Annotated in this window: 24 protein-coding genes; 12 read left to right on the top strand and 12 right to left on the bottom strand. The window is 39.9% G+C overall.

The genetic code is table 11. The annotated features are described in order from the left end of the window. Positions 1–39 precede the first annotated feature (39 nt). From B3P16_RS02240 to B3P16_RS02215, 6 genes are all read left to right on the top strand, one after another. A complete protein-coding gene (locus tag B3P16_RS02240) occupies positions 40–3,567 on the top strand; it encodes a SusC/RagA family TonB-linked outer membrane protein (RefSeq protein ID WP_286841174.1) in 3,528 nt (1,175 codons plus the stop codon). A gap of 11 nt (positions 3,568–3,578) precedes the next feature. After that, positions 3,579–5,534 (top strand): RagB/SusD family nutrient uptake outer membrane protein, encoded by a 1,956-nt coding sequence (locus B3P16_RS02235; RefSeq protein ID WP_286841173.1) that lies wholly within the window; start codon positions 3,579–3,581, stop codon positions 5,532–5,534. 24 nt (positions 5,535–5,558) lie between these two features. Then, positions 5,559–5,912 carry an Ig-like domain-containing protein gene (locus tag B3P16_RS02230; RefSeq protein ID WP_286841171.1) on the top strand — a complete coding sequence of 118 codons (354 nt, stop codon included), beginning with the start codon at positions 5,559–5,561 and terminating at the stop codon, positions 5,910–5,912. Between the two features lie 272 nt (positions 5,913–6,184). Next, positions 6,185–7,642 carry a hypothetical protein gene (locus B3P16_RS02225; protein WP_286841170.1) on the top strand — a complete coding sequence of 486 codons (1,458 nt, stop codon included), beginning with the start codon at positions 6,185–6,187 and terminating at the stop codon, positions 7,640–7,642. Between the two features lie 17 nt (positions 7,643–7,659). Continuing rightward, positions 7,660–9,057: an alpha-L-fucosidase gene (locus B3P16_RS02220; RefSeq protein ID WP_286841169.1), complete on the top strand. Its 1,398-nt coding sequence runs from the start codon at positions 7,660–7,662 to the stop codon at positions 9,055–9,057. Between the two features lie 242 nt (positions 9,058–9,299). After that, a complete protein-coding gene (locus tag B3P16_RS02215) occupies positions 9,300–10,334 on the top strand; it encodes a leucine-rich repeat domain-containing protein (protein ID WP_286841167.1) in 1,035 nt (344 codons plus the stop codon). Positions 10,335–10,393: 59 nt separating this feature from the next. Here the strand turns inward: B3P16_RS02215 and B3P16_RS02210 are convergent, their stop codons facing one another. Next, positions 10,394–11,161, bottom strand: a complete 768-nt coding sequence (locus tag B3P16_RS02210) for a hypothetical protein (RefSeq protein ID WP_286841165.1) — start codon at positions 11,159–11,161, stop codon at positions 10,394–10,396. A 396-nt stretch (positions 11,162–11,557) separates the two neighbouring features. On the opposite strand from B3P16_RS02210, the gene B3P16_RS02205 reads away from it, so the two are divergent. Genes B3P16_RS02205 through B3P16_RS02195 form a run of 3 tightly spaced genes read left to right on the top strand, consistent with a single transcriptional unit; the run spans position 11,558 to position 13,015 of the window. Next, complete coding sequence (locus B3P16_RS02205) at positions 11,558–11,761, top strand: type II toxin-antitoxin system Y4mF family antitoxin (protein WP_286841164.1); 204 nt, start codon at positions 11,558–11,560, stop codon at positions 11,759–11,761. Then, positions 11,761–12,096: a HipA N-terminal domain-containing protein gene (locus tag B3P16_RS02200; protein WP_286841162.1), complete on the top strand. Its 336-nt coding sequence runs from the start codon at positions 11,761–11,763 to the stop codon at positions 12,094–12,096. Before B3P16_RS02205 ends, B3P16_RS02200 begins: the two co-directional genes overlap by 1 nt. Then, complete coding sequence (locus B3P16_RS02195) at positions 12,089–13,015, top strand: HipA domain-containing protein (RefSeq protein ID WP_286841161.1); 927 nt, start codon at positions 12,089–12,091, stop codon at positions 13,013–13,015. Before B3P16_RS02200 ends, B3P16_RS02195 begins: the two co-directional genes overlap by 8 nt. Before the next feature lie 114 nt (positions 13,016–13,129). Here B3P16_RS02195 and B3P16_RS02190 read toward each other — a convergent pair whose 3' ends face one another. The 7 genes from B3P16_RS02190 to B3P16_RS02160 form a co-directional block, all read right to left on the bottom strand. Beyond that, entirely contained in the window at positions 13,130–13,522 is a 393-nt protein-coding gene (locus B3P16_RS02190) for a hypothetical protein (protein WP_286841160.1), read from the bottom strand. Positions 13,523–13,649: 127 nt separating this feature from the next. Next, complete coding sequence (locus B3P16_RS02185; RefSeq protein ID WP_286841159.1) at positions 13,650–14,009, bottom strand: hypothetical protein; 360 nt, start codon at positions 14,007–14,009, stop codon at positions 13,650–13,652. 220 nt (positions 14,010–14,229) lie between these two features. Then, positions 14,230–14,586, bottom strand: coding sequence for a DUF1493 family protein (locus B3P16_RS02180; RefSeq protein WP_286841158.1), 357 nt, complete (start codon positions 14,584–14,586; stop codon positions 14,230–14,232). Between the two features lie 618 nt (positions 14,587–15,204). Further along, the gene (locus B3P16_RS02175) at positions 15,205–15,825 is read right to left on the bottom strand and encodes a hypothetical protein (RefSeq protein ID WP_286841157.1); all 621 of its coding nucleotides are present in this window, start codon (positions 15,823–15,825) and stop codon (positions 15,205–15,207) included. A gap of 6 nt (positions 15,826–15,831) precedes the next feature. Beyond that, positions 15,832–16,464 (bottom strand): hypothetical protein, encoded by a 633-nt coding sequence (locus B3P16_RS02170; RefSeq protein WP_286841156.1) that lies wholly within the window; start codon positions 16,462–16,464, stop codon positions 15,832–15,834. A 326-nt stretch (positions 16,465–16,790) separates the two neighbouring features. Beyond that, positions 16,791–17,222, bottom strand: a complete 432-nt coding sequence (locus B3P16_RS02165; RefSeq protein WP_286841154.1) for a hypothetical protein — start codon at positions 17,220–17,222, stop codon at positions 16,791–16,793. 230 nt (positions 17,223–17,452) lie between these two features. After that, a complete protein-coding gene (locus B3P16_RS02160; RefSeq protein WP_286841152.1) occupies positions 17,453–17,872 on the bottom strand; it encodes a hypothetical protein in 420 nt (139 codons plus the stop codon). Positions 17,873–18,235: 363 nt separating this feature from the next. On the opposite strand from B3P16_RS02160, the gene B3P16_RS02155 reads away from it, so the two are divergent. Then, positions 18,236–18,409, top strand: coding sequence for a hypothetical protein (locus B3P16_RS02155; RefSeq protein ID WP_286841151.1), 174 nt, complete (start codon positions 18,236–18,238; stop codon positions 18,407–18,409). A gap of 340 nt (positions 18,410–18,749) precedes the next feature. Here the strand turns inward: B3P16_RS02155 and B3P16_RS02150 are convergent, their stop codons facing one another. Genes B3P16_RS02150 through B3P16_RS02140 form a run of 3 tightly spaced genes read right to left on the bottom strand, consistent with a single transcriptional unit; the run spans position 18,750 to position 19,765 of the window. Continuing rightward, positions 18,750–19,175, bottom strand: coding sequence for a hypothetical protein (locus B3P16_RS02150; RefSeq protein WP_286841150.1), 426 nt, complete (start codon positions 19,173–19,175; stop codon positions 18,750–18,752). Positions 19,176–19,205: 30 nt separating this feature from the next. Continuing rightward, positions 19,206–19,625 (bottom strand): hypothetical protein, encoded by a 420-nt coding sequence (locus B3P16_RS02145; protein ID WP_286841149.1) that lies wholly within the window; start codon positions 19,623–19,625, stop codon positions 19,206–19,208. 5 nt (positions 19,626–19,630) lie between these two features. Next, a complete protein-coding gene (locus tag B3P16_RS02140; RefSeq protein ID WP_286841148.1) occupies positions 19,631–19,765 on the bottom strand; it encodes a hypothetical protein in 135 nt (44 codons plus the stop codon). Positions 19,766–20,519: 754 nt separating this feature from the next. Between B3P16_RS02140 and B3P16_RS02135 the strand changes: the two genes are divergently transcribed. Both B3P16_RS02135 and B3P16_RS02130 read left to right on the top strand, forming a co-directional pair. Next, positions 20,520–20,978, top strand: coding sequence for a hypothetical protein (locus B3P16_RS02135; protein WP_286841147.1), 459 nt, complete (start codon positions 20,520–20,522; stop codon positions 20,976–20,978). 65 nt (positions 20,979–21,043) lie between these two features. Further along, positions 21,044–22,354: a hypothetical protein gene (locus B3P16_RS02130; RefSeq protein ID WP_286841146.1), complete on the top strand. Its 1,311-nt coding sequence runs from the start codon at positions 21,044–21,046 to the stop codon at positions 22,352–22,354. A 260-nt stretch (positions 22,355–22,614) separates the two neighbouring features. Here the strand turns inward: B3P16_RS02130 and B3P16_RS02125 are convergent, their stop codons facing one another. Further along, a complete protein-coding gene (locus B3P16_RS02125) occupies positions 22,615–24,474 on the bottom strand; it encodes a DUF4859 domain-containing protein (protein ID WP_286841145.1) in 1,860 nt (619 codons plus the stop codon). Positions 24,475–24,479: the final 5 nt, after the last annotated feature.

Here is a 24,479-nt window from a genome sequence, read left to right as displayed (position 1 = left end):
ATGTGAATTAAACAAAAAACCAACCCTATTACTGAAAATATGAATTACTTTATCAAATGTAAAGATTACCTATTCGGGAACCGAATGGCTGAACCTAGCTTTGCACCCCTCGTTTCCAAAAAGGTGAAAGCCACCCTTTTCCTGGGTTTACTATTTACCTATGGTGTCTACGGCAAAACCGAAGCACAGCAGGTCACCTTACATATCAATAAGGGTAACCTAAAATCGGTTTTTACTGAAATCAAAAAACAGACCGGTTATCATTTCTTTTATGATGAAAGTCTCTTCAATGGCCTCAAACAGGTGAATGTCAATGTCTCCAACCAAAAGCTGGAAAGCCTGCTCAAAGAACTGTCAGATGAGCTCCCCTTACAGTTTGAGATGCACAAAAATCATATCATCGTCTTGCCGAGCGCTCCGAAAACTTCCCTTCAGCCCAAGCAACAACAGTATACGATAAATGGGCAATTGGTTTCCAAAAAAGACGGTACACCCATCGAAAACGCAACGATCAGCATCAACGGCGGCAACAACAGGACCTCTTCCGATAGCAAAGGAAACTTTTCGCTGCAAACCGTCCAGGCGGAAGGTACGCTGACCATTTCGCACCTTTCCTTCAAAGCACAGACTGTGCGGTTTAACAGTGCAACAGCCAGTGCTTTGACAATAACCTTGGAAGAGAACGACAGTGCTTTGGAGGAAGTTGTTGTGGTCGGATTTGGTACCCAAAAGAAAGTCAATTTGACAGGAGCCATTTCCCACGTCGGTAAGGAAGCTTTTGAAAATCGGCCGGTTGCCAATATCGGACAGGCTTTACAGGGGCTTGTCCCCAATCTGAATATCACCTTCGGAAATGGTTCGCCAAACAGTACTCCGGGTTTTAACTTACGGGGTGGTACATCCATGAGTTACAATAGCAATACAGGTGTATTCGAATCCGTCAATGGTGATCCTTTGGTGATCATAGATGGAGTAGAAAGCTCTACCGGTGCCCTGAACCAGCTCAACCCGAATGACATCATGGATATGTCTTTTGTCAAAGATGCCTCTGCGGCAGCCATCTATGGTACAAAAGCAGCCTATGGTGTCATCTTGGTCCGTACTAAACGTGGTGAATTCAATCAAAAAGGCAAGATCGCCTATAACTTCGACTCCAACTTTGATACGCCATCTGGCCTGCCTGACATTTTAAACGCCTATGAAATCCAAAAATCGGGCATGGATCGGACCCTATGGACGAATGGCAAGCCAGGTACAGCAGATGAAAAAAAGCTGGAGATGATCCAAAAGTACATGGACAATCCCAGTCCCGAAAATGCATGGTATCAGGAAGGAAACAGCATTATTTGGGTCGCTAACGTTAACCCATTTGAGGAAGCCGTCAAAAAATGGACGCCGATGCAAAAACATACGCTGAACTTGAGCGGTGGAGCCGAGTCCATCAACTACTATATCTCCGGGGGATTACAAAACCAATCGGGCATGTACAAGATCAACACCGATAAGTTGAAACGCTACAATGCGCTGATGAACATCAATGCCAAAGTAAATAACTGGTTCAGCGTTTTTGGTAAAATAGGTTTTGACCAGACAAATTTCAATAGTCCATATATCGTCGGCGGTAAGGGAAGCATCTGGTCGGCCATGATGGGTGAGACAAACAAAAACATCAATATGCCTATCCAAACGGGGCCAAATGATCCATTGCCCAATACCTATACTGACAACATCCTTGCCTGGTTAAGTTATGGTGCAAATAACCAATCGATGGATAGAAGAGTATCCTTGTTGATCTCCCCCGAATTCACCTTGATTCCGAATGCGCTGAAATTAAAGGCCGACCTCAGTTATCAGCCCCAGTCTTATAGCTTGAGCCGATACAGCCCCAAATTCAACCAAGTCGTAGACTCCTGGCAATATACATCGCAGCAAGCCGAGGCGGCGGAAAACCGGGCTTATTTTGACAATAATAACACCAATAAATACCTGGTCAACATCTATGCTGATTATAAGAAGACCTGGGCAGAGAAACACAATTTCTCCACCGTAGTGGGTTACAATCAGGAACAGACAAAATTTAATCAGATTACCAATACATTCCGTAAACTGATCTCGCCCGATATACAGAACCCAGATGCTGCAGAAGATCCTTCTTTACATACAGTATCCAGAAATGCATACACCCTGGCTGGACGTGCCGTATTTGGCCGTGTGAACTACAACTTTGCTGAGAAGTATTTCTTTGAGAGTAACCTACGTTATGATGGAAGCGCCAAATTTACGGAGAAAGATCGATTTGTCACCTTCCCATCCTTCTCTGCCGGATGGCGGATATCGCAGGAGGATTTTATGGCCGGAACGAAGAACTGGCTCAACGAACTTAAACTGCGCGGAAGTTGGGGGAAATTAGGAAATCAGCCCTCATCCATCTATCCTTATCAGGCAACGATGAATACAGGCAAGGCTCCTTACTTAATCAACGGGCAGCAAATAGTCTATATCGACCCGCCGGGACTCGTTTCCCCTTACCTCACATTTGAGAAAGCCAGAACCTGGAACGTCGGATTTGATGGAACATTTCTCAAAAACAGGCTCGATGTAACATTTGAATATTACAACAGAAAGACCACCGACATCCTCACCGATGGAAGTGCCTCATTTCCGACAACATTAGGGACGGCCGCACCGCTGGAAAACTCGGGTATTTTGGAAACTAAAGGATTTGAACTTTCCTTCCTTTGGAAACAAACCATCAATCCCGATCTACGATATCGCGTAGGTCTCAACCTGTCCGATTACCTGACCAAAGTACAGCATTACGCAGCCAACACCAGCATGATGATTACCAATTCTTCGGGCAGGGAGGTGATGTATGATGGTAAAACGATCGGCGAAATATGGGGTTACCGTACCGGTGGTATACTACAGGAAAGTGATTTTGCGGGACGAAACGAAAGCAATGGTAACTGGATCTACAATGGAGCTTATCAAGGCACCCTCTATCCGGGATATATCTGGTATCAGGATCTTGGCGGACCGGAGGGCATTCCTGATGGAAAGATAGATGCCGGACTGAATACATTGGCAAATCCAGGCGACCGCGTCGTTATTGGAAATTCTACACCACGTTATCGATTTGGTATTACCGGAAACGTGCAATATAAACATTTCGATCTTGACTTCTTATTCCAAGGTGTGTTGAAACGTGATATCTGGGCCGGACTATCTTCCTACTGGGGCGGTGGAGCAGGCTCAAAATGGATGTATGAAAGATCTTGGACACCGGACCGCACAGATGCTGAGTTTCCAATGTACGGTTCCTCAGTCAATGTGCAGGACAGATACCTCATCAATGGGGCCTACCTGAGACTTAAACAGGCGGTATTGGGCTATACCCTACCGCAAGAGATGACCAAACGATTTGGTGTGGAGCGCCTGCGTTTCACGCTTGCCGGTTACAACATCTTTGAAATTACAAAAATACCAACAATTTTTGATGTCGATCAGATATCTGCCGACTATCCACAAAAAAGATCAATTGCTTTTGGAGCCCAAATTGTATTCTAACCATTACTACTATGAAAAAAAATATATTCAGATTGATCGTGATTGCAACAGCTTCCTCCCTTTTGCTGACGCAGTCCTGTAACGATAAATTTTTACAGCTAAGTCCCGAAACTGAACTATCGAATGACAACTCCTTACATACCGAAACAGAGCTGACATTATACCTCAATAATCTCTATAACCGCTATATTCTAGGGCATGGTTCGGGCTGGGCTGATGCTAAAGTCAACCCCAATGTTGTTGGTGGCAGCCATTTGTTGGCATCCGACTTTATGACTGACAATATGGTCCGCTACGGCAACATTAGTAGTATGATGGACAACACCTTTATTCCGCCCAATGCAGGTACTTCAGTTGACTGGACATGGGAAAACCTGCGCTCCGTCAATTATTTCATCAAAAACTACCGCAATGCATTGCCAGCGGTGAATAATGATGCCACGCGATTGAACAAATATATCGGTGAAGCCTATTTCTTTAAGTCGATGGATTATTACCGCAAATTAATGCTTTTCGGCGATGTGCCCTGGCTTTCGAGCGACCTCAACATCAACAGCGAGGAATTATACAAACCACGCGATAAAAGAACGGTGGTTGCCGACTCGTTAATGAAGACCATCGATCTGGCTGTTGCTGGTCTAGAAGGTATTACTGGGCGTCCAGACGGACGTATCAATCAGGATATGGCGCTATTTTTAAAAGCACGAATAGGCCTGTTCGAAGGCTCCTTTAGGACCTATCACAACGAGCTGTCTCTACAAAGCACAGCAAAACCTTTTTTGGAAGCAGCTGTGGATGCTTGCGAAAAAATCATCGCATCAGGTCGCTATCAATTGTATGCTACGGGCGAAACTCCTTACTGGAAATTATTCACATTCAAGAAAGATCCAAATTCCGATGGCAATAAAGAGGCTATCTTAGCCCGTGTTTATGATGGTACTGTTGTCGGTCACGCAACGCAGCGTTATTGGGATCAGAACAACAGTATTTCTGGCGGAAGACCTGCTGGAGGTGCAACACGAGGCCTGATCGATGAATATCTGTGTATTGACGGTAAACCGATCTATACGTCAGGATCCGCAGGCAGCTACACCGCCAACCCACTTTTCAAAGGCTATGATGGTCTATGGTCCGAACTCGAAAACCGCGATCCACGGCTAAAGCAGACCATTAATTATCCGGGGGAAAACCGGTCACTATTCAACAGGACTGACGGTACAACCAGTCTGGAGAAAAATGGCATCACCTATCCTCGATTATCGTATAATGTGAGCGGCGGCACAACTGTTACGGGTTATCTACCCATTAAGCATTGGATGGGTGACCGTACCGAAAACGAAGCGACAACAAACGGACAACAAACGGCCATTGAATTCCGATATGGAGAGGTATTGTTGATGTTAGCAGAAGCAAAAGCCATTTTAGGCACGCTGACACAGAATGACCTGGATCGGACGATCAATCTGTTACGCCAACGTGCAGGATTTGACTTTGCGAAATACCCGAGCAGCAAGCTTGAGCTTGGCAACCTTCCTGCTGATCCTAGGCTTGATGAGATCTATGCTGCAAAACTTGATTATTCCGTTAGCCCCATCATCCGTGAAATCAGACGCGAACGCCGTATTGAAATGGTGTTGGAAGACCGTCGTTACGAAGATTTGATGCGCTGGAAAGCGGGAAACCTGATGACAGTGCCCTTACGCGGCATGAAATTTACAGCTGAAAAAGGAAAATTGTACGATGGAACACATACCGCCAAACCTATTATCGCCTTAAAAGAAGAAGTCAATAAAGACATCTTTTTGGATAATAACGGGTTTATCATCGCTTATCCACGGAGTGCCAACATTACAAATGGTGTCGCCTTATGGGCAGACTACCGATACTACTGGCCGTTACCTTTATATGATCTCACGTTGGACGGTAATCAGCTAGTTCAGAATCCAGGATGGCTGGGCGCAAAATAATATGAATAAAAAAAAAATAACATCATGAAAATTAAAGTATATATCTACCTGTTGATTAGCCTCCTATGTGTAACTATGGGGTTGAACGCATGCAAAAAGGACTTGGGGCCCATTAAAGACAACTTGACTGTTCGGGAAGCTGTACTTTCTGGAGGTTTCATGCAGATTCCTGTTAAAATCGGAACGCCGCTTCAGATCAATCTGGCAGTCAATCCGGGAAACCGCAGTGTCACTGAGGCGACCTATACCAGCAAACATCCAGAAATTGCAACATATAGCAATACAGGCTTGGTTACCGGCTTAACCGTCGGTAAGGATACCATAACCATACGATCTGGCGAACTCCATGTTTGGTATATTGTCAATGTAACCAAATAAAAGCGGACATATGAACAAGTCAAAAGAATAATGGTAAGAGATGACCATTTGTTTATTTAGTGTTTAGTTTAGACTATCAGACAAACCCGTCTGGTAGTCTTCTTCTCACCAAATAACATTTATTCGCTTTACCATTTTTCAAATTATAGAAACGGTTTACTTAGTTCCAAATCCCTGTAAAACAACCCCATTTCTTACTATAGGCTTGTATTTTGAATAATTATAAGCCGCCAATATACATGAACAATTATAAATTATTTACTTCAAAAATTATGACAAAACAAACAAAAAGATGGATGCAGATCATGAAAGGATTTGCATTGTCGACCGCGGTCCTATCACTTTTTTTCGCCTGTTCAAAGCCCTTGGTAGAGCAAAATGCAGCAGAAACTCAACGGTTAAAAGCGTCATCGAATGGTGCCATAGACACCACACTTTCCAACCTTACCTTTGTGACTAATCCAGTAAATCTCAATATAATCATGTTTGTCCCCACAGACAATCCAGCCTTACCCGGCTACAAAACACGGTTATCTCAACTATTTGTCCATTTCCAGGATTGGCTGCATAATGAGATGGCACGTTATGGTTACAGCAGTTATCTGGGTCTGGCAAAAGATTCTGCAGGCCTAGTTAATATCATTGAAATCCCTGCGGCGGGCGCTCAGGCAGAATACCCCTACAGCTCAGCCGTATCCGCTGGTAAAATTATAAATGAGATCAATACGTACAGAGCTGCCCATCCAAGCCAATTTTCATCCAACAATCACTATCTTGTGCTGTTGCCTGCAAGAACAGATGGCGATAACAGCCAACCTTTCTATGGCTATGGAAAATACTGCTTTGCAGTAGATAATTCCTCCATGTCTGTCAATGGAATTCCAAACCCTAGCTCAAACTATCTCGGCGGCATGCTACATGAATTGGGCCATGGATTAAATTTGCCGCATAACCGCGCTAAATATGTCAGTGAAGAACCTACATTGGGCACATCACTGATGGGAAGCGGCAATGTGAGTTTTAGCAAGGGACAGCCTACTTTTCTAACAGGCTCCGATGCTGCGATTCTCAACAGAAATGAAGTTTTTCAACCTGCAGTAGCGACAGCTACCCCTTACCAAACACCTACATATTCTGTACAACCTCAATTTGCCATTGATAACAGTCAACAAAAAATCTTTATTACTGGAAATTATACGTCCAATTTACCTGTGAGTGAGATACTGGTCTATATGGACCCCAATGTGAACAACGAAGGTACAGGAGCCAACAAAGATTACAATGCAGTCACCTGGAAATTTGCCCCCGTTTCCTCTGGTGTCATCCAAGGTACTATAGATCTCAATGAACTTTACTACAAAAGCAATACACCTTATGAGCTTAAGGTAAAATTATTATTGCAAAATGGCTATACAACATCCAATGTTTACGAATTCAACTATGTCGGCGGGCTCATGACAACCAATCAGGATTCGGTGTATACCTATTCCAATGCGTCCTATGCCGGTGTGAAAGGAAGCTTTGGCAAAGGGCAATATACCACCGCAGATTTATTGGCCAAAGGGGTGACAGACAATAGCGTCTCTTCCATTAAAGTTGGGGCCAATGTTAAAGTGACGTTATACAATAATGATAATTTTACGGGCGACAGTCTTGTCGTCACATCATCGTCTTCTTATCTTTCGACTTTCAACGACAAGGTTTCATCCATGAAAGTACAAAACCGTTAAAAGATTTGGGAAATACAATGCATAAATTAATTTTAAGGAACGCAGGGCCATTGCTGGTTGTGCTATTAGCTTTGGTCGGGTTGAACCTGCAGGCGCAGCCCGCTCCTTGGTTTACCGACAGTAAATTCGGTTTGTTTCTGCACTGGGGGCTCTATTCCCAGACCGCAGGCGACTGGGACGGCCATCCCACCAAAGGCGGCGAGCATTTTATGCTCTACGAACGCATACCCGTCAAGACCTATGCAAAGATCGCCGATCAGTTTAATCCAACAGGCTTTGATGCCGACCGTTGGGCTCAGATGGCCCACGATGCCGGCATGAAATACCTGGTGATCACAGCCAAGCACCATGATGGATTTGCGATGTATAACTCAGCCGTCAGCGACTATAACATCGTCAAGCGCACCCCTTGGGCAAAAGATCCGATGAAGGAGCTCGCCGTGGCCTGCAAGAAATACGGCCTCAAGCTCTGCTTCTATTATTCACTGGGGCGCGACTGGGAGAACCCCGATGTGCCCACCAACTGGCCTACCAAAGCCGGGCGCAGCAATACCTGGGACTATCCCGACGAAGATGCCAAAGACCTCAACAAATACGTCGAAAACAAGGTCAAACCGCAGCTGCACGAATTGCTGACACAGTATGGTCCTATCGGTATTATCTGGTTTGATACTCCCGAGCTGATCACCAAAAAACAAAGTCAGGAAATCAAAGATCTGATCCATTCCATCCAGCCCGACTGTATCATCAACAGCCGGATAGGCAATGGGCTTGGCGATTATGCTGTTGTTGAGCAGTCGCTTGTTTCTACTGCCCGCAAGAACTGGGAAGCCTGCATCACGATGAGTGAAAACTGGGGTTACAATAGACATGACACAAAATGGAAAAGCCCCGAGCTGTTGGTCCGCAACCTTATTGAAGTCGTGAGCAAGGGGGGCAACCTGCTGCTCAATGTCGGCCCCAAAGGTGATGGTACCTGGCCAGTTGAAAGTCAGGAAAATCTTCGCATCATTGGACACTGGATGAAGACCAATGGTGAAGCGATTTACGGTACGACGGTCTGGAACAGAACCAAACAAACAATACATACCGTGCAGTCGGACAACAAAGCAACCGAAAAGGATAAAGCCGACATGAAAGATGCCGTGAATGATGCAACGTCGAAAGAAATCGTGTCAGACTACCGCTTTACGCAGAGAGGGAAAAATGTTTATCTTTTTGTGCGTAGCCCTTCGACCGCTACGATCGACATCCCGGAGCTTGCAAAAAGTAGCCTCGAGATCAAAAGTTTAGCGCTTCTCGGCAGTTCCTCAAAGGTGAAATGGACACAAGGGAGAGATGCGCTAAAGCTGTCTTTACCCACTGTCAAAGACCCAGAAATCCCGATTTACGTATACAAGATCGAAACGAAATAGCCCAGCGCCTATTTCACAAATCGTCTTACTCCCTTTAACAACAAGCTCCCTGATCATTGATTGATCAGGGAGCTCTTACAATCCAACCGCTCTTCTTACGTTGACACCTCATTCGGACTGTATTTTAAATACTGTTTCAGGTGGAACGAATCGTAAGCCAAAACGATCGGATATAAATCTACCGAAAAGACTAGCCTTAAAATGTGCATCTTTGCTTTAACGACAAAAGACAAAGTACACACATGAAAAAATATATTATTGTATTCAGTTTATCCATACTTACGTTAACCGTTTCAGCGCAGAAAAAAAAGAAGAAACAGGGCCCGCCACCAGTGGTGAAACCTATCCCCGAGCCACCAAAGGTGATCGAACAGGCAGGTACTTCGGAAAGCATGCCTGTTATGATATCCATGCCTACGCGGGCGGCAGATCAGGTGCGTATCAAAAAGACAGATGGGCAAGAACTCAATCTGGAGAAACTGGAGGAAGTAGTAAACACAGATCTGTCCCAGGTACAAACCATGTCCCTAAACTCTTCCATACCTGGAAAGAAGCTCAGCAGCGAGATACTACAAAAGATTATGGACGAGGGCAGTCAAATAGAATCACTGGAAATCAGCAGCCTGGACATCGACACATTTCCTGAAATCACAGCAGCCCATCCTAAACTTAAAAAGATCACGTTAAGCCGAAATAATCTCAGTGTACTTCCCGCAAGTATTTCCAATCTGACAGCGCTGGAAGAGTTCAACTGCAATAATCCCTTGACGAGCTTGCCAGCATCCTTTGCACAACTCAAAAACTTAAAACAGCTTGGGCTTAACGGGAATGTGTTCAGCACTTTTCCTGAGGAAATTTTTAGTTTGGACAAACTATCCTTCCTTTACCTTTCGGGCAAATATAAGGGCGAAACCAAACTGACGGATCTGCCTGATCAATTTGATCGCATACCGGAGCTGAAGGAACTCGGGGTAGAGCATGCAGGGCTATCGACGCTGCCGAAATCTATTGCTGCATTAAAAAAACTGGAAAAGGCCAATTTTTCGTTCAATCAATTTACAAGCTTCCCAGCGGCATTGTACAATAATCCCAAACTGGTTTTTGTACCGTTTACGAATAATCCCCTGCAATGGGAAGCATTTTTGGCTTCCGTAAAAAAAATAAAATGGAGCGGTCTCTTCTTTTTGAACGATACAGGGCTTAGCAAAAAACAGTACGAACAGGTACAGCAGATCCTGAGCAAGACGGATGTCTATTATAACGAGATGAATGATTAAACCCTTTTAAAGTAAGCCCAAAAGATAATTTTTGGGTTTACTTGCTAGTTTTCATATTCTTAATCCAGCGAAAATTTTGAAGAAGTGCGTTTTGAAAGATTAATTTCTAATTTCCCATAGGCACCTTCATATGTGGGCGAATCAAAAGAAATTATAGGATAGTACCTAAAAAAATCCTTCAGAGATTTGTTGTTCTTTAAGAAAATATTTACGTCAACAAGTACACTATCTGAATTACTATAAACTTTCAATTGTTTGTAAAATGCATTGTTACCATCTTTATTTTTCAAAATTGATGTTAGAACAGAATCAATAAAAATTAAATCTCTTTGATTCAGATTATAACTATTATCAAAAACAGAATCCTTTGGAGCATTGAAAATTGCATAATCATGAAACCTCTCTTGATCGAAATAATTTATACTATACGTATCTCCTTTTTGTAGTCGTAGCCTCCTAAAGAAGCTATCGCCTATATATAAGTCCATAAAGCCGTTTTGTAATAAAGCTTTATCAACCCGTTTAAAACCAGGAGTAAAGAAGAAAGCATTTCCATACCTTATAGCTTTACCCGTAATAGTATTCTTTGCCAACAACTGAGGATTTTCTTTAGGGTCTATTAATTCTAACGTAGCAGAATCAAGACCTATGGAATAATCAATTACCCGATATGAGGAGTCTTCTCGTATTTCAATAGCGTAATCCGAAGCACCAAACATATCACTATTGACTGTTACGGCCTCAACCAAAACATGGTCCTTAGGGGTACTATTACAAGAAACTGTAAAAATTACGACGACCATGCAAATAAATGCGCTTCCTCTCATAAATCTTATTATTTTCCCCATTTTAATTGAACCGACATAATCCTCGGCTGATTTTATTCGGGCCCAACTTCATAGCCTTCTTACTTCAGATTTCATTATCTTCTCAAGCTTTTCATGATCAGACAAATCCTAGTACCACCATTTGTGGTATAAACTTGTGATCTTCGATAAGTCCCCATTAAAGTACCATTTAAATATAAAAAGATATCCCTTGAAACAGAAGTTCCGTCTAAATAACACTACCCTTAAAGAATTTCTAAGAAGACTAATGAAAATGACAGAAATGAGGCTTCTTAATCCCGAACGGGTATAAAGCACTTAAAAAACACGCAAATTATACCCGATATAGTATAATTTAAGAATATTTATTATATTTATATCAGATAGGGTATAATTATGGATTCATTACGAGTGTTTGTAAAACAGAAACGAAAAGAATTAAAGCTAACACAGGAAGATTTAGCTGCGAATGCTGGAGTCGGTTTAAGGTTTGTGCGTGACTTCGAGCAGGGAAAAAAAACATTACGTTTAGACAAAATAAATGACATATTAGCGTTATTCGGTAAAGAAGTTGGTGTAATTGATCAAATTAAAGAGTGATGGCGCGCGAAGCAAAAATATACTTTCATGATGACTTGGCAGGATATCTCATTGAGACTGATCATGGTTATTCATTTAGTTATGACGAGAATTATCTAAAAAAAATGGATCCACAACCTATCAGTTTAACTTTACCGATTTCCGAAAACACTTATTATAGCAATATATTATTTCCGTTTTTTGATGGATTAATTCCTGAAGGATGGTTATTGGAAATCGGTGAAAAACATTGGAAACTCAATCCCAGAGATCGTTTTGCGCTGTTGATAAACCTTTGTCGAGACACTATAGGAGCAGTTTCTGTTTATCCGATGGAGGCGGAAAGCGATGGCTAATTGTTTATTTTGCTATAAGCCAGTTGAAACTGGGGAGTATCATGCAGCATGTTCAAGAGTATTTTTTGGAACAACCCAAGTTCCCTATTTGGAGTTGGATCAGGAAAAATTGAGAAAATTAGGCGAAGTTACTGTAGCTGAGCGATTGGCAATAACTGGCGTACAGCCAAAAATATCACTCAGTCTAAATGGAGAAAAAGGCAATAAGCGACTTACCTTAGTTGGTCTTTGGGGAGATTATATTCTAAAACCTCAATCAAAAGAATATCTTCTCATGCCGGAAGTAGAAGATCTGACCATGCACCTCGCAGCGCTATTTAAGATAGAAACAGCAAAACACGGATTAATACGAACTTCCACAGGAGAACTAGCATACATTACAAAACGATTTGACCGAAAGAAGGGCAAAAAAATCCACGTTGAAGATTTATGTCAATTATCGCAGCTTCTGACCGAGCAAAAATACAATAGCTCCTATGAACGCGTAGGAAAAATCATCAAGCAATTTGCATCCAACACAGGATTAGATGCAATCAAATATTTTAGGCTCGTGCTATTTAGCTTTTTAACTGGAAATAACGACATGCATCTCAAGAATTTTTCACTCATGCATACAAATCATGGTGTTATATTATCACCAGCATACGATCTCATCAATGTTAACTTAATCTACCCAAAAGATAAGGAAGATATGGCTCTCACATTGGGTGGTCGTAAACGAAAAATAAAACGGTCAGATTTTAACCAGCTTGCGCAAAGTTTGGGAATATCTGAGCTCGTAAGAAATAATATTTATAAAGACTTCAGAAAAAATGCTGATAAAGTTAAAGAATTGATTGATTATAGCTTTCTCACGGATGATTACAAGGAAAAATATGTTCAAATTGTTCACATTAAATTGAAACAGATTGAACTATAGAAAAGAATTTAGTGATCAGTCTATTCGGATTTCTGACGGATGGAAAAACGAAACGAATGGGTCTTTTATTAAATTAAGGTAAATAGATGCTTGGAGCGCTATAAATCCTTGTTATCAAAACTTTATTCTCCCGATCATAATCGAGCCAACTATCATAAAAAAGAAACATGCTATTAATATAAAAAGAGCAATGGCTCTTCTTATATAGACCTGAGATTTACTTAAACTCTTATAGTTTTTCTCAAATACTGGATTTCTCACGGTTTGTTCAATGGGTGAACGGCCAGTTAAAATGACTAATAGACTATAGATCACAATACCAAATGCCATAAAGATAGGCTCCTTAACACCTACTAATTTTAAAATTAAAAAGACTAATACTTCCCCTAAATAGATTACTTTACTTAAGAATAAATAAGCTAGTCCAGGAACTACATTTTCTGTCTTCCTCTTTCCTGCAAACCATTTTGACAGCACAAAATCTAACTGTAATATTTTATTTATCATACCTTTGCTTCCTACAAGCAACTAAATTTATTTTTCCATTTAAATTTGCCCCTCTCCGATAATTCAATTACCGAATAGGTTTAATAACCAAAGCTCGTCTATCAGCATTGGCCTTGTTACATTAGTTTCATTCAATGAATTGCACCTTTAACTCCGATACTACTTCCGAAAAATCTTTCCACTCCATATTGGAATAAATATCCTTGACCACACCTATTTTACTGAAAACTGAGTTAAAATAGCCCTCATTTAATACAGCTTGGAGCGCTGCATGAATCCCCTGATAAGAGAGCTCTTTTACAATAAGCATGTCTGTAGACCAAAAATAGATTTCACGATTTTTCTCCATCAGTTTATCGATATTGGTCAACGTAAACAATGTTCCAAAATAAACCTCATCATTCTCCAAAATAATATTGATATCAAGGTTATCATCATCTACATCGATAACTTGATAAGGAGCAGGAAATCGAACTTTAAATTTCATAACCTTCTTACTTTTTATAAACTGTCAACCAAACTACATCTGTCTTGGCACCTTTTTTACCACTATCTAAAGATATCTAGCGTCCCGAAATTGCAACAGCAGCTTTTTATCCACACTTAATAGGTCGATATGCGAATGATCCAGTACTTTCAAAACGAATGGCAGTTCACTCGATGAAATATCAATATTCGAAGAATACGAGCCTTCTTCCTTAAAATACTTAAAAAGATCCCTGTACAATAATATTCTTAAGCATTCCTATGGTAAGCTTTTTCTTCTGGCCCACGTCCCTTTTCAAAAACAATAAGTTAAAAATATCAAAAGACGGCTCTGGATGAAAAAAATCATCCGCTTTGTTACCATTGGTCTTAATATTAAAAGTTGTACAAAAGTCTTCGAAAAATTCATAGCCATCCTCTCCGGAAATACCTAAATCCCCTTCAATCTCCATCTCATCCGACAAACCGGCTATTTCATGTTTACCTAAATGTCGTTCCAGAAAGTTAATCCATTTATTATGCATAATATCTCGCGTTAACGTCACGGATCGTTCTACATCTCCGTAAACAGTTTTCATATAACAAACCGTAAAATTCATAATAATTATCCTATGACTCGGAACCAAAGCAAAAACATCAGAATACCAAAGGTAAGTGCTAAAATCAGGATTAGCTTATTTATATTTAACTTTGCGTTTAGATCGTTAAATCTAGGGATCAATGAAGTAAAAAGCAATATTACTAAAGAAATAAATAAGATTTCTTTAAAAAGGACTGGATTTGAATATCTATGCAAATAAAGATCAGATCCAATAATTACCATGTATATTGTAGTAAGCGCTATTGAGGTATGATAAAAAAAGCGCCTCTTCTTAATGATTAAGATCAGCATATTTATAGTGAACAATGTGATTAGACAGCATATTGACACTATACTGTGATATGGAACAGGGTAGCCGTAGGAACCTTTTGGAAGTCCTAAATATCCTTCATAATTTATCAAATCATTGCCTTTGTCGACCAAAAATATTAGCTGAAGAATGATGACTAAGCACGCTATAATTTTAAATAGGTTTTTCATAATTAGTTTTCTCGCCCTAATATTCATTGTGGGTTTTTGGGGTTATTTAGTAAGTTTTTACGCAAAACAATGCAGCAGCTACTTTATTTAATGAGCAATCGAAAGAAACAATACATCAATTATTTTTATTCAACGGAACAAAAAAACTATGCGGTTCATAATCATCTTCATCAAGTGAAAAACCTTTTAAATAGAACAGATAAGCAATAGAATATTTTGTATCAAGAGGACTGAGAAACTCATCTTCCAAGCGCAATATAGCCGATCCAGGAATACGGGACGTAAATCGTTCGATAGCTTCTGAAATAGGTTGGTCAACGTATTTTAATACTTCTGGATCTTGATTAAAAATCCCATATTTATCAACTATTTCGGCTATAAAAGCTTCATCTTGCGGATTCGTTAAGAGATTATTAAGAAATTGCGAGAAACTTATCTCGGTATCCATATTTTCCTTAAAATAGTTTCTAAACCACAGTAAGCGCCCCATAAAAAGTCTGTTCCCTTTTGTTTTTCCGTATACAAAAAGTAGATCATTTCGATCGTAAAAAAATTCACTACTATCGCTTAGAACAAACGTCCTAATACTTGCGGATTTGTCCAATGTGTCTGCGTCTTCTCTAGAAAAGCTAACTTCATTAGGACGAGGATCTATTGAAGCCACTTTCTTGTTGTCAGAATGACAACTACAAAAAAAAGCTGATAAACAAACTAGTAGTAACAATCGTAATCCCATACGCTCCTATTTATATTTTACATCGACTTCATAATAAGTTTTTGGTGGACTTGGTGGATTTTTTATCGCCTCATATTTATGTTTATCCAAAAATGCTGAATTTCCAGATAAATAGATCAGATCGACCTTCTCAAAATAATTGTAATAGTCAATCAGCGATCTAATTTTATCCCCAAAATCCTTATCCCGAAACGTGACGATGCCGTTTTTGCTCCTATAAAAAATATCGTTATCATTATTAATTAACAAGATATCATCTTTAGATGTAATCAGGTAAATTTTATAGTCGCCATAGGGATACATTTTATTGTCATCGTGATTAACGGTATCTCCCTGGGTTCGATATTTATTTACTATCGTTTTATACAACTTGTTCCATTCGGCACTATCTAGTAGTTTATCATGGACCTTTGCAACAGCATCGTAATCAAATATATTTCGTTGAAACGTTGAAAAGCTAAATTTATCATCTTGGATAAGTCCATTTTCAAAGATAACTTTTATATAAGCACTGTTTGTCCTAGATGCGCTGTCTATCTTGTTATTTTCAACAACAGGTCCATTGCAGCTTGATATAAGCAGCAGGCAACTCATCATGCTGGCTAGCAACCAATGTAGAATCTGTTTCGTTTTTTTCATTTCTGATTGCCCATTTTTAAATATATTTTCATAATGCTATGTTACGGAAGTTTATTTCTTACGATGTTTATTGTGCTGACTTTCCATAACTCCACCATTACCTATTTTTCAGCGTATTTCGTATATAAATCAACAATTCTGAGCATACATATACAACAAACATGAATATGAGGATGATTTTCTACTTGAAAGGAAACACCGTACCACTTAAGTGATGAAATATGCTCGCCAAAGAGGAATTCAATATAATGATTCCTATCGTATGGGAGTATATCTGTCCTATTGCTTGTTATCATAAATATTTCTAATGATGTGTACCCTTCATGTTAACGGGAGTTATACGATCTATTCAACTTATTACCATAACTTTCTTCAAATTCATTCCACCGCTTTACAGTTTTTCCATTTATGAGATAACCGTTACAAGTTAATTCTATGTCAATCCGAGTGGTATCGAACATCTTTTTTGTTTTATGGACTTCAATAATGGGAACGCCCTTCCGTTTAACAATGGTATCACCTAAATCACAAAAAGAAGTCACTTGGTAAAACCACCTACCAGGCAGTAATTGTACGGTATCTCTTTTGGTAATAGGATCAACTCCAATAAGGATAAAATCTTCAAACTTTATCTTAGGTTTTTTTAACAGAATAATATTGGCCTCGGGACTTTCAGCATATTGTTTAGTTTCTTCACAATTATTTGGATCACTACATCCAATAGTTAGCAAGATGAGTATACTATATATTACTTTCATATTTATTAATTTGTCTGTGATAATGAAATTGTCGTGGTTATTACCATAACCTGCACCAACGCCTTCAACCAGAGTAAACTTATGTGCCCTATCAGGATCTATTTTGCCGTCGGACCTTAGCGGCATTGAATAAGTCCCCATAATTCCGCTCCCAAAAGAGAAGTGCTGAGTTTCGCCAATTAAGTAAACAAAGCCCTTACCTATATATAAGGGCTTATGAGTATTGATTCTTACTGTGAATGATGCTTATTATTATAACTTTTCTGAAATTCATTCCATTGATCTAAGGGCTTTCCATTCACAAGATAATCGGTACAAGTTAATTCTATATCAAATCGTGTGGTATCGTATTTCATTTTTGTTTTATGAACTTCAATTATAGGAACGCCTTTCCGTTTAACAATGGTATCACCTAAATCACATAAAGGTTGCACATTCACAAACCACCTAGCGGGCAGGAGCTGCACAGTATCTCTTTTTGTACTAGGATCAACGCCAATAAGGATAAAATCCTGAGACTTGATCTTAGGTTCTTTTAAAAGAACAACATTAGCCTCAGAACTTTCAGCATATTGTTTAGTTTCTTCACATCCATTGGGATCATTACATCCAAAAGTTAATAATAGTAGTATGCTATAAATTGCTTTCATTTTTAATTTGTTTGAAATAATGAAATTGTCATAGTTTTACCATAACCTGCACCAATTCCTTCCCCGAGAGAAAGACTTATTTATACCCGTAGTGCGTCGCCCTTTTTTGAGTATTGGCCTTGAGTAGGTCCCCATAATTCCAGTTCCAAAAGAGAAGTCGTGAGGTTCACCAGTTAATTAAACACGCCCGCCCCAAAATAGGTAAGGGTTTATAAGGATTAGTTCTTACTGTGAATGATACTTATTATTATCATAACTTTCCAGAAGTTCTTTCCATCGTCTTATCGTCTTTCCATTTATGAGATAACTGTCGCAAGTTGCTTCTATGTCAAATCGCGTGGTACCATATTTCATTTTTGTTTTATGAAATTCAATTATGGGAATGCCCTTCCGTTTAACAATGGTATCACCTATATCACAAAAAGAGGTCACTTGGAAAAACCATCTACCGGGCAACAACTGTACGGTATCTCTTTTGGTAATAGGATCAACTCCAATAAGGATAAAATCTTTATACTTAATCTTAGGTTCTTTTAGCAGAATAATATTACCTCGGGACTTTCAACATATTGTTTAGTTTCTTCACAATTATTTGGATCACTACATCCAATAGTTAGCAAGATGAGTATACTATATATTACTTTCATATTTATTAATTGTCTGTGATAATGAAATTGTCGTGGTTATTACCATAACCTGCATCAACGCCTTCAACCAGAGTAAACTTATGTGCCCTATCAGGATCTATTTTGCCGTCGGACCTTAGCGGCATTGAATAAGTACACATAATTCTTGTCCCAAAAGAGAAGTGCTGAGTTTCGCCAATTAAGTAAACAAAGCCCTTACCCATTATAGATAGGCTTATGAAGATCTATTCTTATTGTGAATGATGCTTTTTATCATAACTTTCCTGAAATTGATTACATTGATCATAAGACATCCCATTCATTAAATAATCGCCACAAGTTGAAGTAAGATCAAATTGTCTCAAATCATATTTCATTCTTGTTTTATGAAGTTCAATAATAGAAGTCCCCCTACGTTTAACAATAGTATCTCCCAAATCACATAAAGGCTTTAAATGAACAAACCACCTGGATGGAAGAAATTGAACAGTATCTCTGTTTGTACTAGGATCAACTCCAATAAGAATAAAGTCTTCAAACTTTACTTTAGTTTTTTTTAGAAGGATTATATTTGTCTGAAGTCCATTTATATACTCCATATATTTCTCACAACCGTCATTAGAAGACGTTGTGCATCCTGTTAAAGCGATTAACGCGATACTATAAATTATTTTCATTTTAATTTGTTTGAAATAACGAATTAGCTCTTACTTTGAATACATATTATTACCGTAACTTTTCTCAAATTCATTCCACTGCTCTATCGTTTTTCCGTTTATGAAATAATCAATACAATTTAACTCTATGTCAATCCGAGTAGTATCGAACATCTTTTTTGTTTTATGGACTTCAATTATGGGAATGCCTTTCCGTTTAACGATGGTATCACCTAAATCACAAAAAGGTGTAACATGGTAAAACCACCTACCGGGCAGCAATTGTACTGTATCTCTCTTAGTAGTTGGATCAACTCCAACCAAGATAAAATCCTGATACTTGATCTTAGGTTCTTTTAAAAGAACAACATTAGCCTCGAAACTTTCAGCATATTGTTTAGTTGTTTCACATCTATTGGGATCATTACATCCAATAACTAATAAAGCTAGGATACTATAAATTGCTTTCATATTTGTTACTTTGTCTGAAATAGTGAAATTGTCGTAGTTTTACCGTATCCAGCCCCTCCCCCTTCACCCAAGGAAAACTCATGTACACCTGTAATATCTATATCGCCGTTTTTGAGTATTGGCCTTGAATAGGTTCCCATAATTCAAGTTCCAAAAGAGAAATCCTGAGGTTCACCAGTTAATTAAATTAAATAAGCCATCCCCAAAATAGATAAGGGCTTATAAGAATTGGCTCTTACTTTGAATAAATATTATTACCATAACTTTCCTCAAATTCATTCCACTGCTTTATCGTTTTTCCGTTTATGAGGAAGCCGTTACAATTTAATTCTATATCAATCCAGTGTTAATTAAAGCCAGCTTTATCAATACATTTTTAAACCTTATCTTATCATATATATAATACATAAAAAAACACCACAGGGGAAAGTAAAATATTAAGCGTAAGGAATTTACTTCGGTAGCTCCTCTTATTGCGTGCTCAAGATTTAGTTGACTATCGTGCTTAAAAAAAGATTCAATAGAAAATAAAAGAACACAAATAATATATTCAATGATTAACAATAAAAACCCCAGCGATATAATTCGCACACTTCTTCTCATATTTTGTTAAGCTAATCTACTACAAATTATCTTCATGCTTATTCCCCCATCAGAAATCGTACTCACACTAAATGATCCAGAATTAAAGAATGTAGTGTTTTTTTGGCCTTTTTTTTACTGAAGTAAATTTATAACTTTATTTACTAGGAAACTTAAAAAATGAAATCATTTACTGAAAATCTAGCTCAATGCGCCACCAAATAATGATATTCTCTAAATCAATTATTTAACATACCAGATAACCGCATCACCAGATTGGAATATTGATATAGCTAAATTAGCGATAAGCACATGAAAAACTTCGAAAGAAACGGAAACGAGTACAAAATGAAACCCCAATTAGGAACCTATGTTCCTTTGGTTGGTATATTTTTCATTATGGCCCTAGTTGGGTTCATCAAAATGCCCGAATCCTCTTTCAAATGGTGGATGCTTGGTGTTGTCGTTATCTTGATGATTTCCCTGCTTAGAGCCTATTTTATCATTGACATGGACAGACGGGAAATGCGCGTCCGAAAGGGACTTTTGGGCAAAGAGGTGACTGTTCCGCTGGAAAGCCTACAGGGATTTACAATCCATAAACTCAAGCAGTACGGCCTCATCACCGTGAGTGTATCGCTTCACGCCCGTTATCTAAATGAACAGGGTAAAGAAAAGAAGGTGCAGCTCGCACAGCATTATTTTACAAAACCGATACAGCGAATATGTAATGAGATCGACGAAATCATCGCTGAAGATCACAATCGATAAATTAAAAGCAGTTTTCAGGCGCATCCCCTCTCATTGAGTTTTCTTTAAACCCCATTCTTTCGATTATGCCCGATTTAAGAATCCTAAAACGACAATTTCTACATGCACTGAAACGCGGAACAGGTGAAGCATATCTGATCGTAAAAGAGCATCCTGAAATTGACTTTTCGAATCAAATTATACAAGGCGCATTAAACATTTTCGCCTATGACGGACAGTCTGAAGGCGACCGGGCAACTTATATTTTTGAGATTATTTCTATTTCAAAACAAAAAGACAAAATCCGTAAAGCCGTTTTGCAGGGCTTGGCAAAAGAACAGGATGACACCTGGAATCTGACACATTTGTTTGCCCTGGCAAAACTTTACGCGCAGCAAAATGACACCGAGGCAAAACAAGCTATTTATGACCGGTTTTTAAACAATCCGATCGCCGGCGCTGATTGGGTCGGAGCCTATGAAATACTAGAACTTGATGGACTAAACGGCTTATTTTACGTTGCCGAGAAATTTGGAAAATACATTGAACAACACCATGACGATTGGCAAAACGATGGCATAATTCAGCATTTTCAAGCAGAAAACCAAAGCATACAGGTTGCTGAAGAACTTAAAAAGAAAGCCCAAACTAATAAGTTCATTCGCTTTTACCTTGACAACATACAGCGAACAGAAATAAACCAGAAAACGCAGCGGACAAAACCCCAAAAATACAAAGACATTCTTGATGAAGTGTTAAATAGTAAACCCTGTATTTCTTTTGCAAGAATGAGAAAGCTAACAGAAGAAGAGATAAACACCATTGCAAAGCATCTTTTGAAAGAAACGGACCAGGGAAATATTGAACGCCTTTTGGATATTTTTGACTTTCACAAATTTCCTTATGATAGCCAATTCATTTTAGACTTTGCTAAACAAAAGGGAACAGGCAAAAACAGCATAGCTGAAAATGCCCTTAATGCACTAAAACATCTAAAAAGCAAAGCCATTAGAGACTTTGCTCTGGAGAAAATACAAACAGCCAAAAATCCGATTGACTATTTGGAATTGCTGATTTCTAATTACAGAAGTGGCGACTCGAAGCTACTGACCGAAATCGCCGAAAAGGCAAAAGATGAACACGAAATTGAGCGATTGGCAGGGATATACACAGCTATTTTCAAAAAAAACAACACCAAATCCTGTAAAAATCCCCTTGAAATTCTTTATAGCAAAATGAATTGTGCGCTCCACAGAAAAGATATCATAGAAATTCTGCTGCATAACAACGTTCTCTCCGGTACTATAGAAAAAGAACTTCTCTATGACTGCAACCTGGAAACAAGGATGATAGTTCTTCAAGCAAGGGTGCTGCATCCTACTGACCGGAGTTTCTGATTAAATTCTCCAGCACTTAATTATTCAAAGCCTGGTCCCCCAGATATAATAATCTTTTATTTCAAAAACAGTTCATTTGGCTCAACAAGGCTATAAATCCCGATATAATCATCAAGCTGCAAAAATTTAATTTCCTCGTCGCTTTACATTTTTATTCAACTCCAGACAACAAACAAAAAGCCACATCTCCCGACGTGGCCTTCACTTAAATAAACATAAACATATGAACCATCACCTAATCTAGCGGTTCCAACTAACTCTTATTTCACATTCACATTAAATGTAAACGTCGCCTGTACGGTTTTCGCTCCTTCGTAGGTATACACCAGTGCCTGCTTAATGGTATATTTCTTTCCAGCTGCCAGAGCTCCCGGATATTGTCCGATCGAGAACGTTATCGTACTTGCGTTAAATTCCGAAAACAAGCCCGCACTAGCGCCCCAGTTGGTGACGGCCCCGGCAGGCGTAAACCAATGCCCGTACCCGGTGGCCGTATTGTTGGGATTTAAACTTCCATTCGGCTCCACAGCATAGAACTTAATTTTTCCACTGCTCATCAAAACCGCCAGGTCTGCCGAAGGTATGGCCAAGGCCTCCCCTAGCTGAGTCGCATTGACGCTTACTTGCGTACCCGAATACCCTGTAGCATCTGCCGGGAAGCTCAGGTCATAATTCAATGCGATATCTTTCGGCTGACTGCTCACCTCATTGTATCCCATAGCCGTTGTACCCTGTATTTTGATTTCGTAAGGCCATTGCTCATCGTTGCTGTCGTCATCATCCCAGGCATGTGGTTGGTAAACAGATGGAGCACCAGTGACGACAAACCAGAGGTTGCTACAATTGGCCGGAACAGTAAACGCGACCGTATTCTCCGTGCCTTCCGTCCTGTCACCATATACCCGCGTGCCATCTTTCAATAATGCCACATAGCCATAGCGCCATCCGGCACGGCTGGCATCCACCGGATTGAATCCGGCAGCATTTGGTAGGCCTTTAAAAGCTACCGAAACCTTAGTTCCCGCAGCCGGCAGGTCTAGTGGAATCACATTATAACCCGTAGTGCCCGGACAACGATCATAGGCAACGCGAAGACTACCGTTGGACTGCCGGGTGAATTTGGTCGTCAGCTTACCGATATAATTCTTCCCATACTCCCGGATGCTGTTCAGGTCCCAGGTCACAAAGTGGGCCGCCGCATCATAGATCTCATTGTTGAACTGCTTCACATCGATACCCGTTATACGCATATAAGCCTGCACCGGATCTTCGGGTTTTAAAGCTTCGCGCCAGATGCGGCCAATCATATCGATCCCATGTTTGCTGGTCCAATACCAATGGATGAAATAGCTGGCATAACGATATTTCTCGTGATGAATATGGCGATGATAATTTTCGGTATAGACGGGAAAATCGGCTCCCGAAAATGCCTGTGCGGGATAGGTTTGGTAGGCCTGCCATTGCGCGGTCTGCTCCCAAAATCCGTTGCCGCTCGTCCCGCCGTAGCCGTAACGAAACCCATGTCCGCCTTTCAGATCGGCAAATACCTGATATTGAAAACTGTGCCCGATCTCGTGCGCAATTACAGAACCCACCGGTTTACAGGTCGCCGGATTAATCCACAGTGCCCCTATTGTATCGTCGTAACCGCCGCCATACGCCATCCATTCTGTCGTATAATGCACAAAAATCATCATTTTGTATTTATCCAGATTGGATCGGTTCACTTTGCGTTCTGCAAACTTCAGCGTGCCGACGTTCAATGCGTAGAACTGTTCGGCCTTGGCCAAAAGATCATCAATATCGACGCGATATTCTTCAGGTACGGTGTTCGCATTGGGATCGTTCTTCCCATAACTTGCACCCCAGAACACAATAAAATGCTCCGACTGACGGCTCCGCGAATAGGACCATTTGCTCCCTTTATCGTTATAATCCATGCCTTCAAATTCCTTTGGCTTATAAATCTTCAAAGAATCTGTTCCCACAGTAACGGGCGGCGTGGTGACCTCTTCCTCGACAGGAAGCGCTACTTCTTTTTTGCTGCATCCCTGCGAAAGGAAAACAAGTGCTGAAATCAGCGTCAGCAGGACTTTATGCAATACTATACTTTTCATCATTTGAG

Source organism: Sphingobacterium sp. UBA7631 (genome assembly GCF_002483935.1).
GTDB lineage: Bacteria > Bacteroidota > Bacteroidia > Sphingobacteriales > Sphingobacteriaceae > Sphingobacterium > Sphingobacterium multivorum.
The sequence above is the reverse complement of the archived record's forward strand: the minus strand, read 5'-3'. Positions and strand labels throughout refer to the sequence as shown.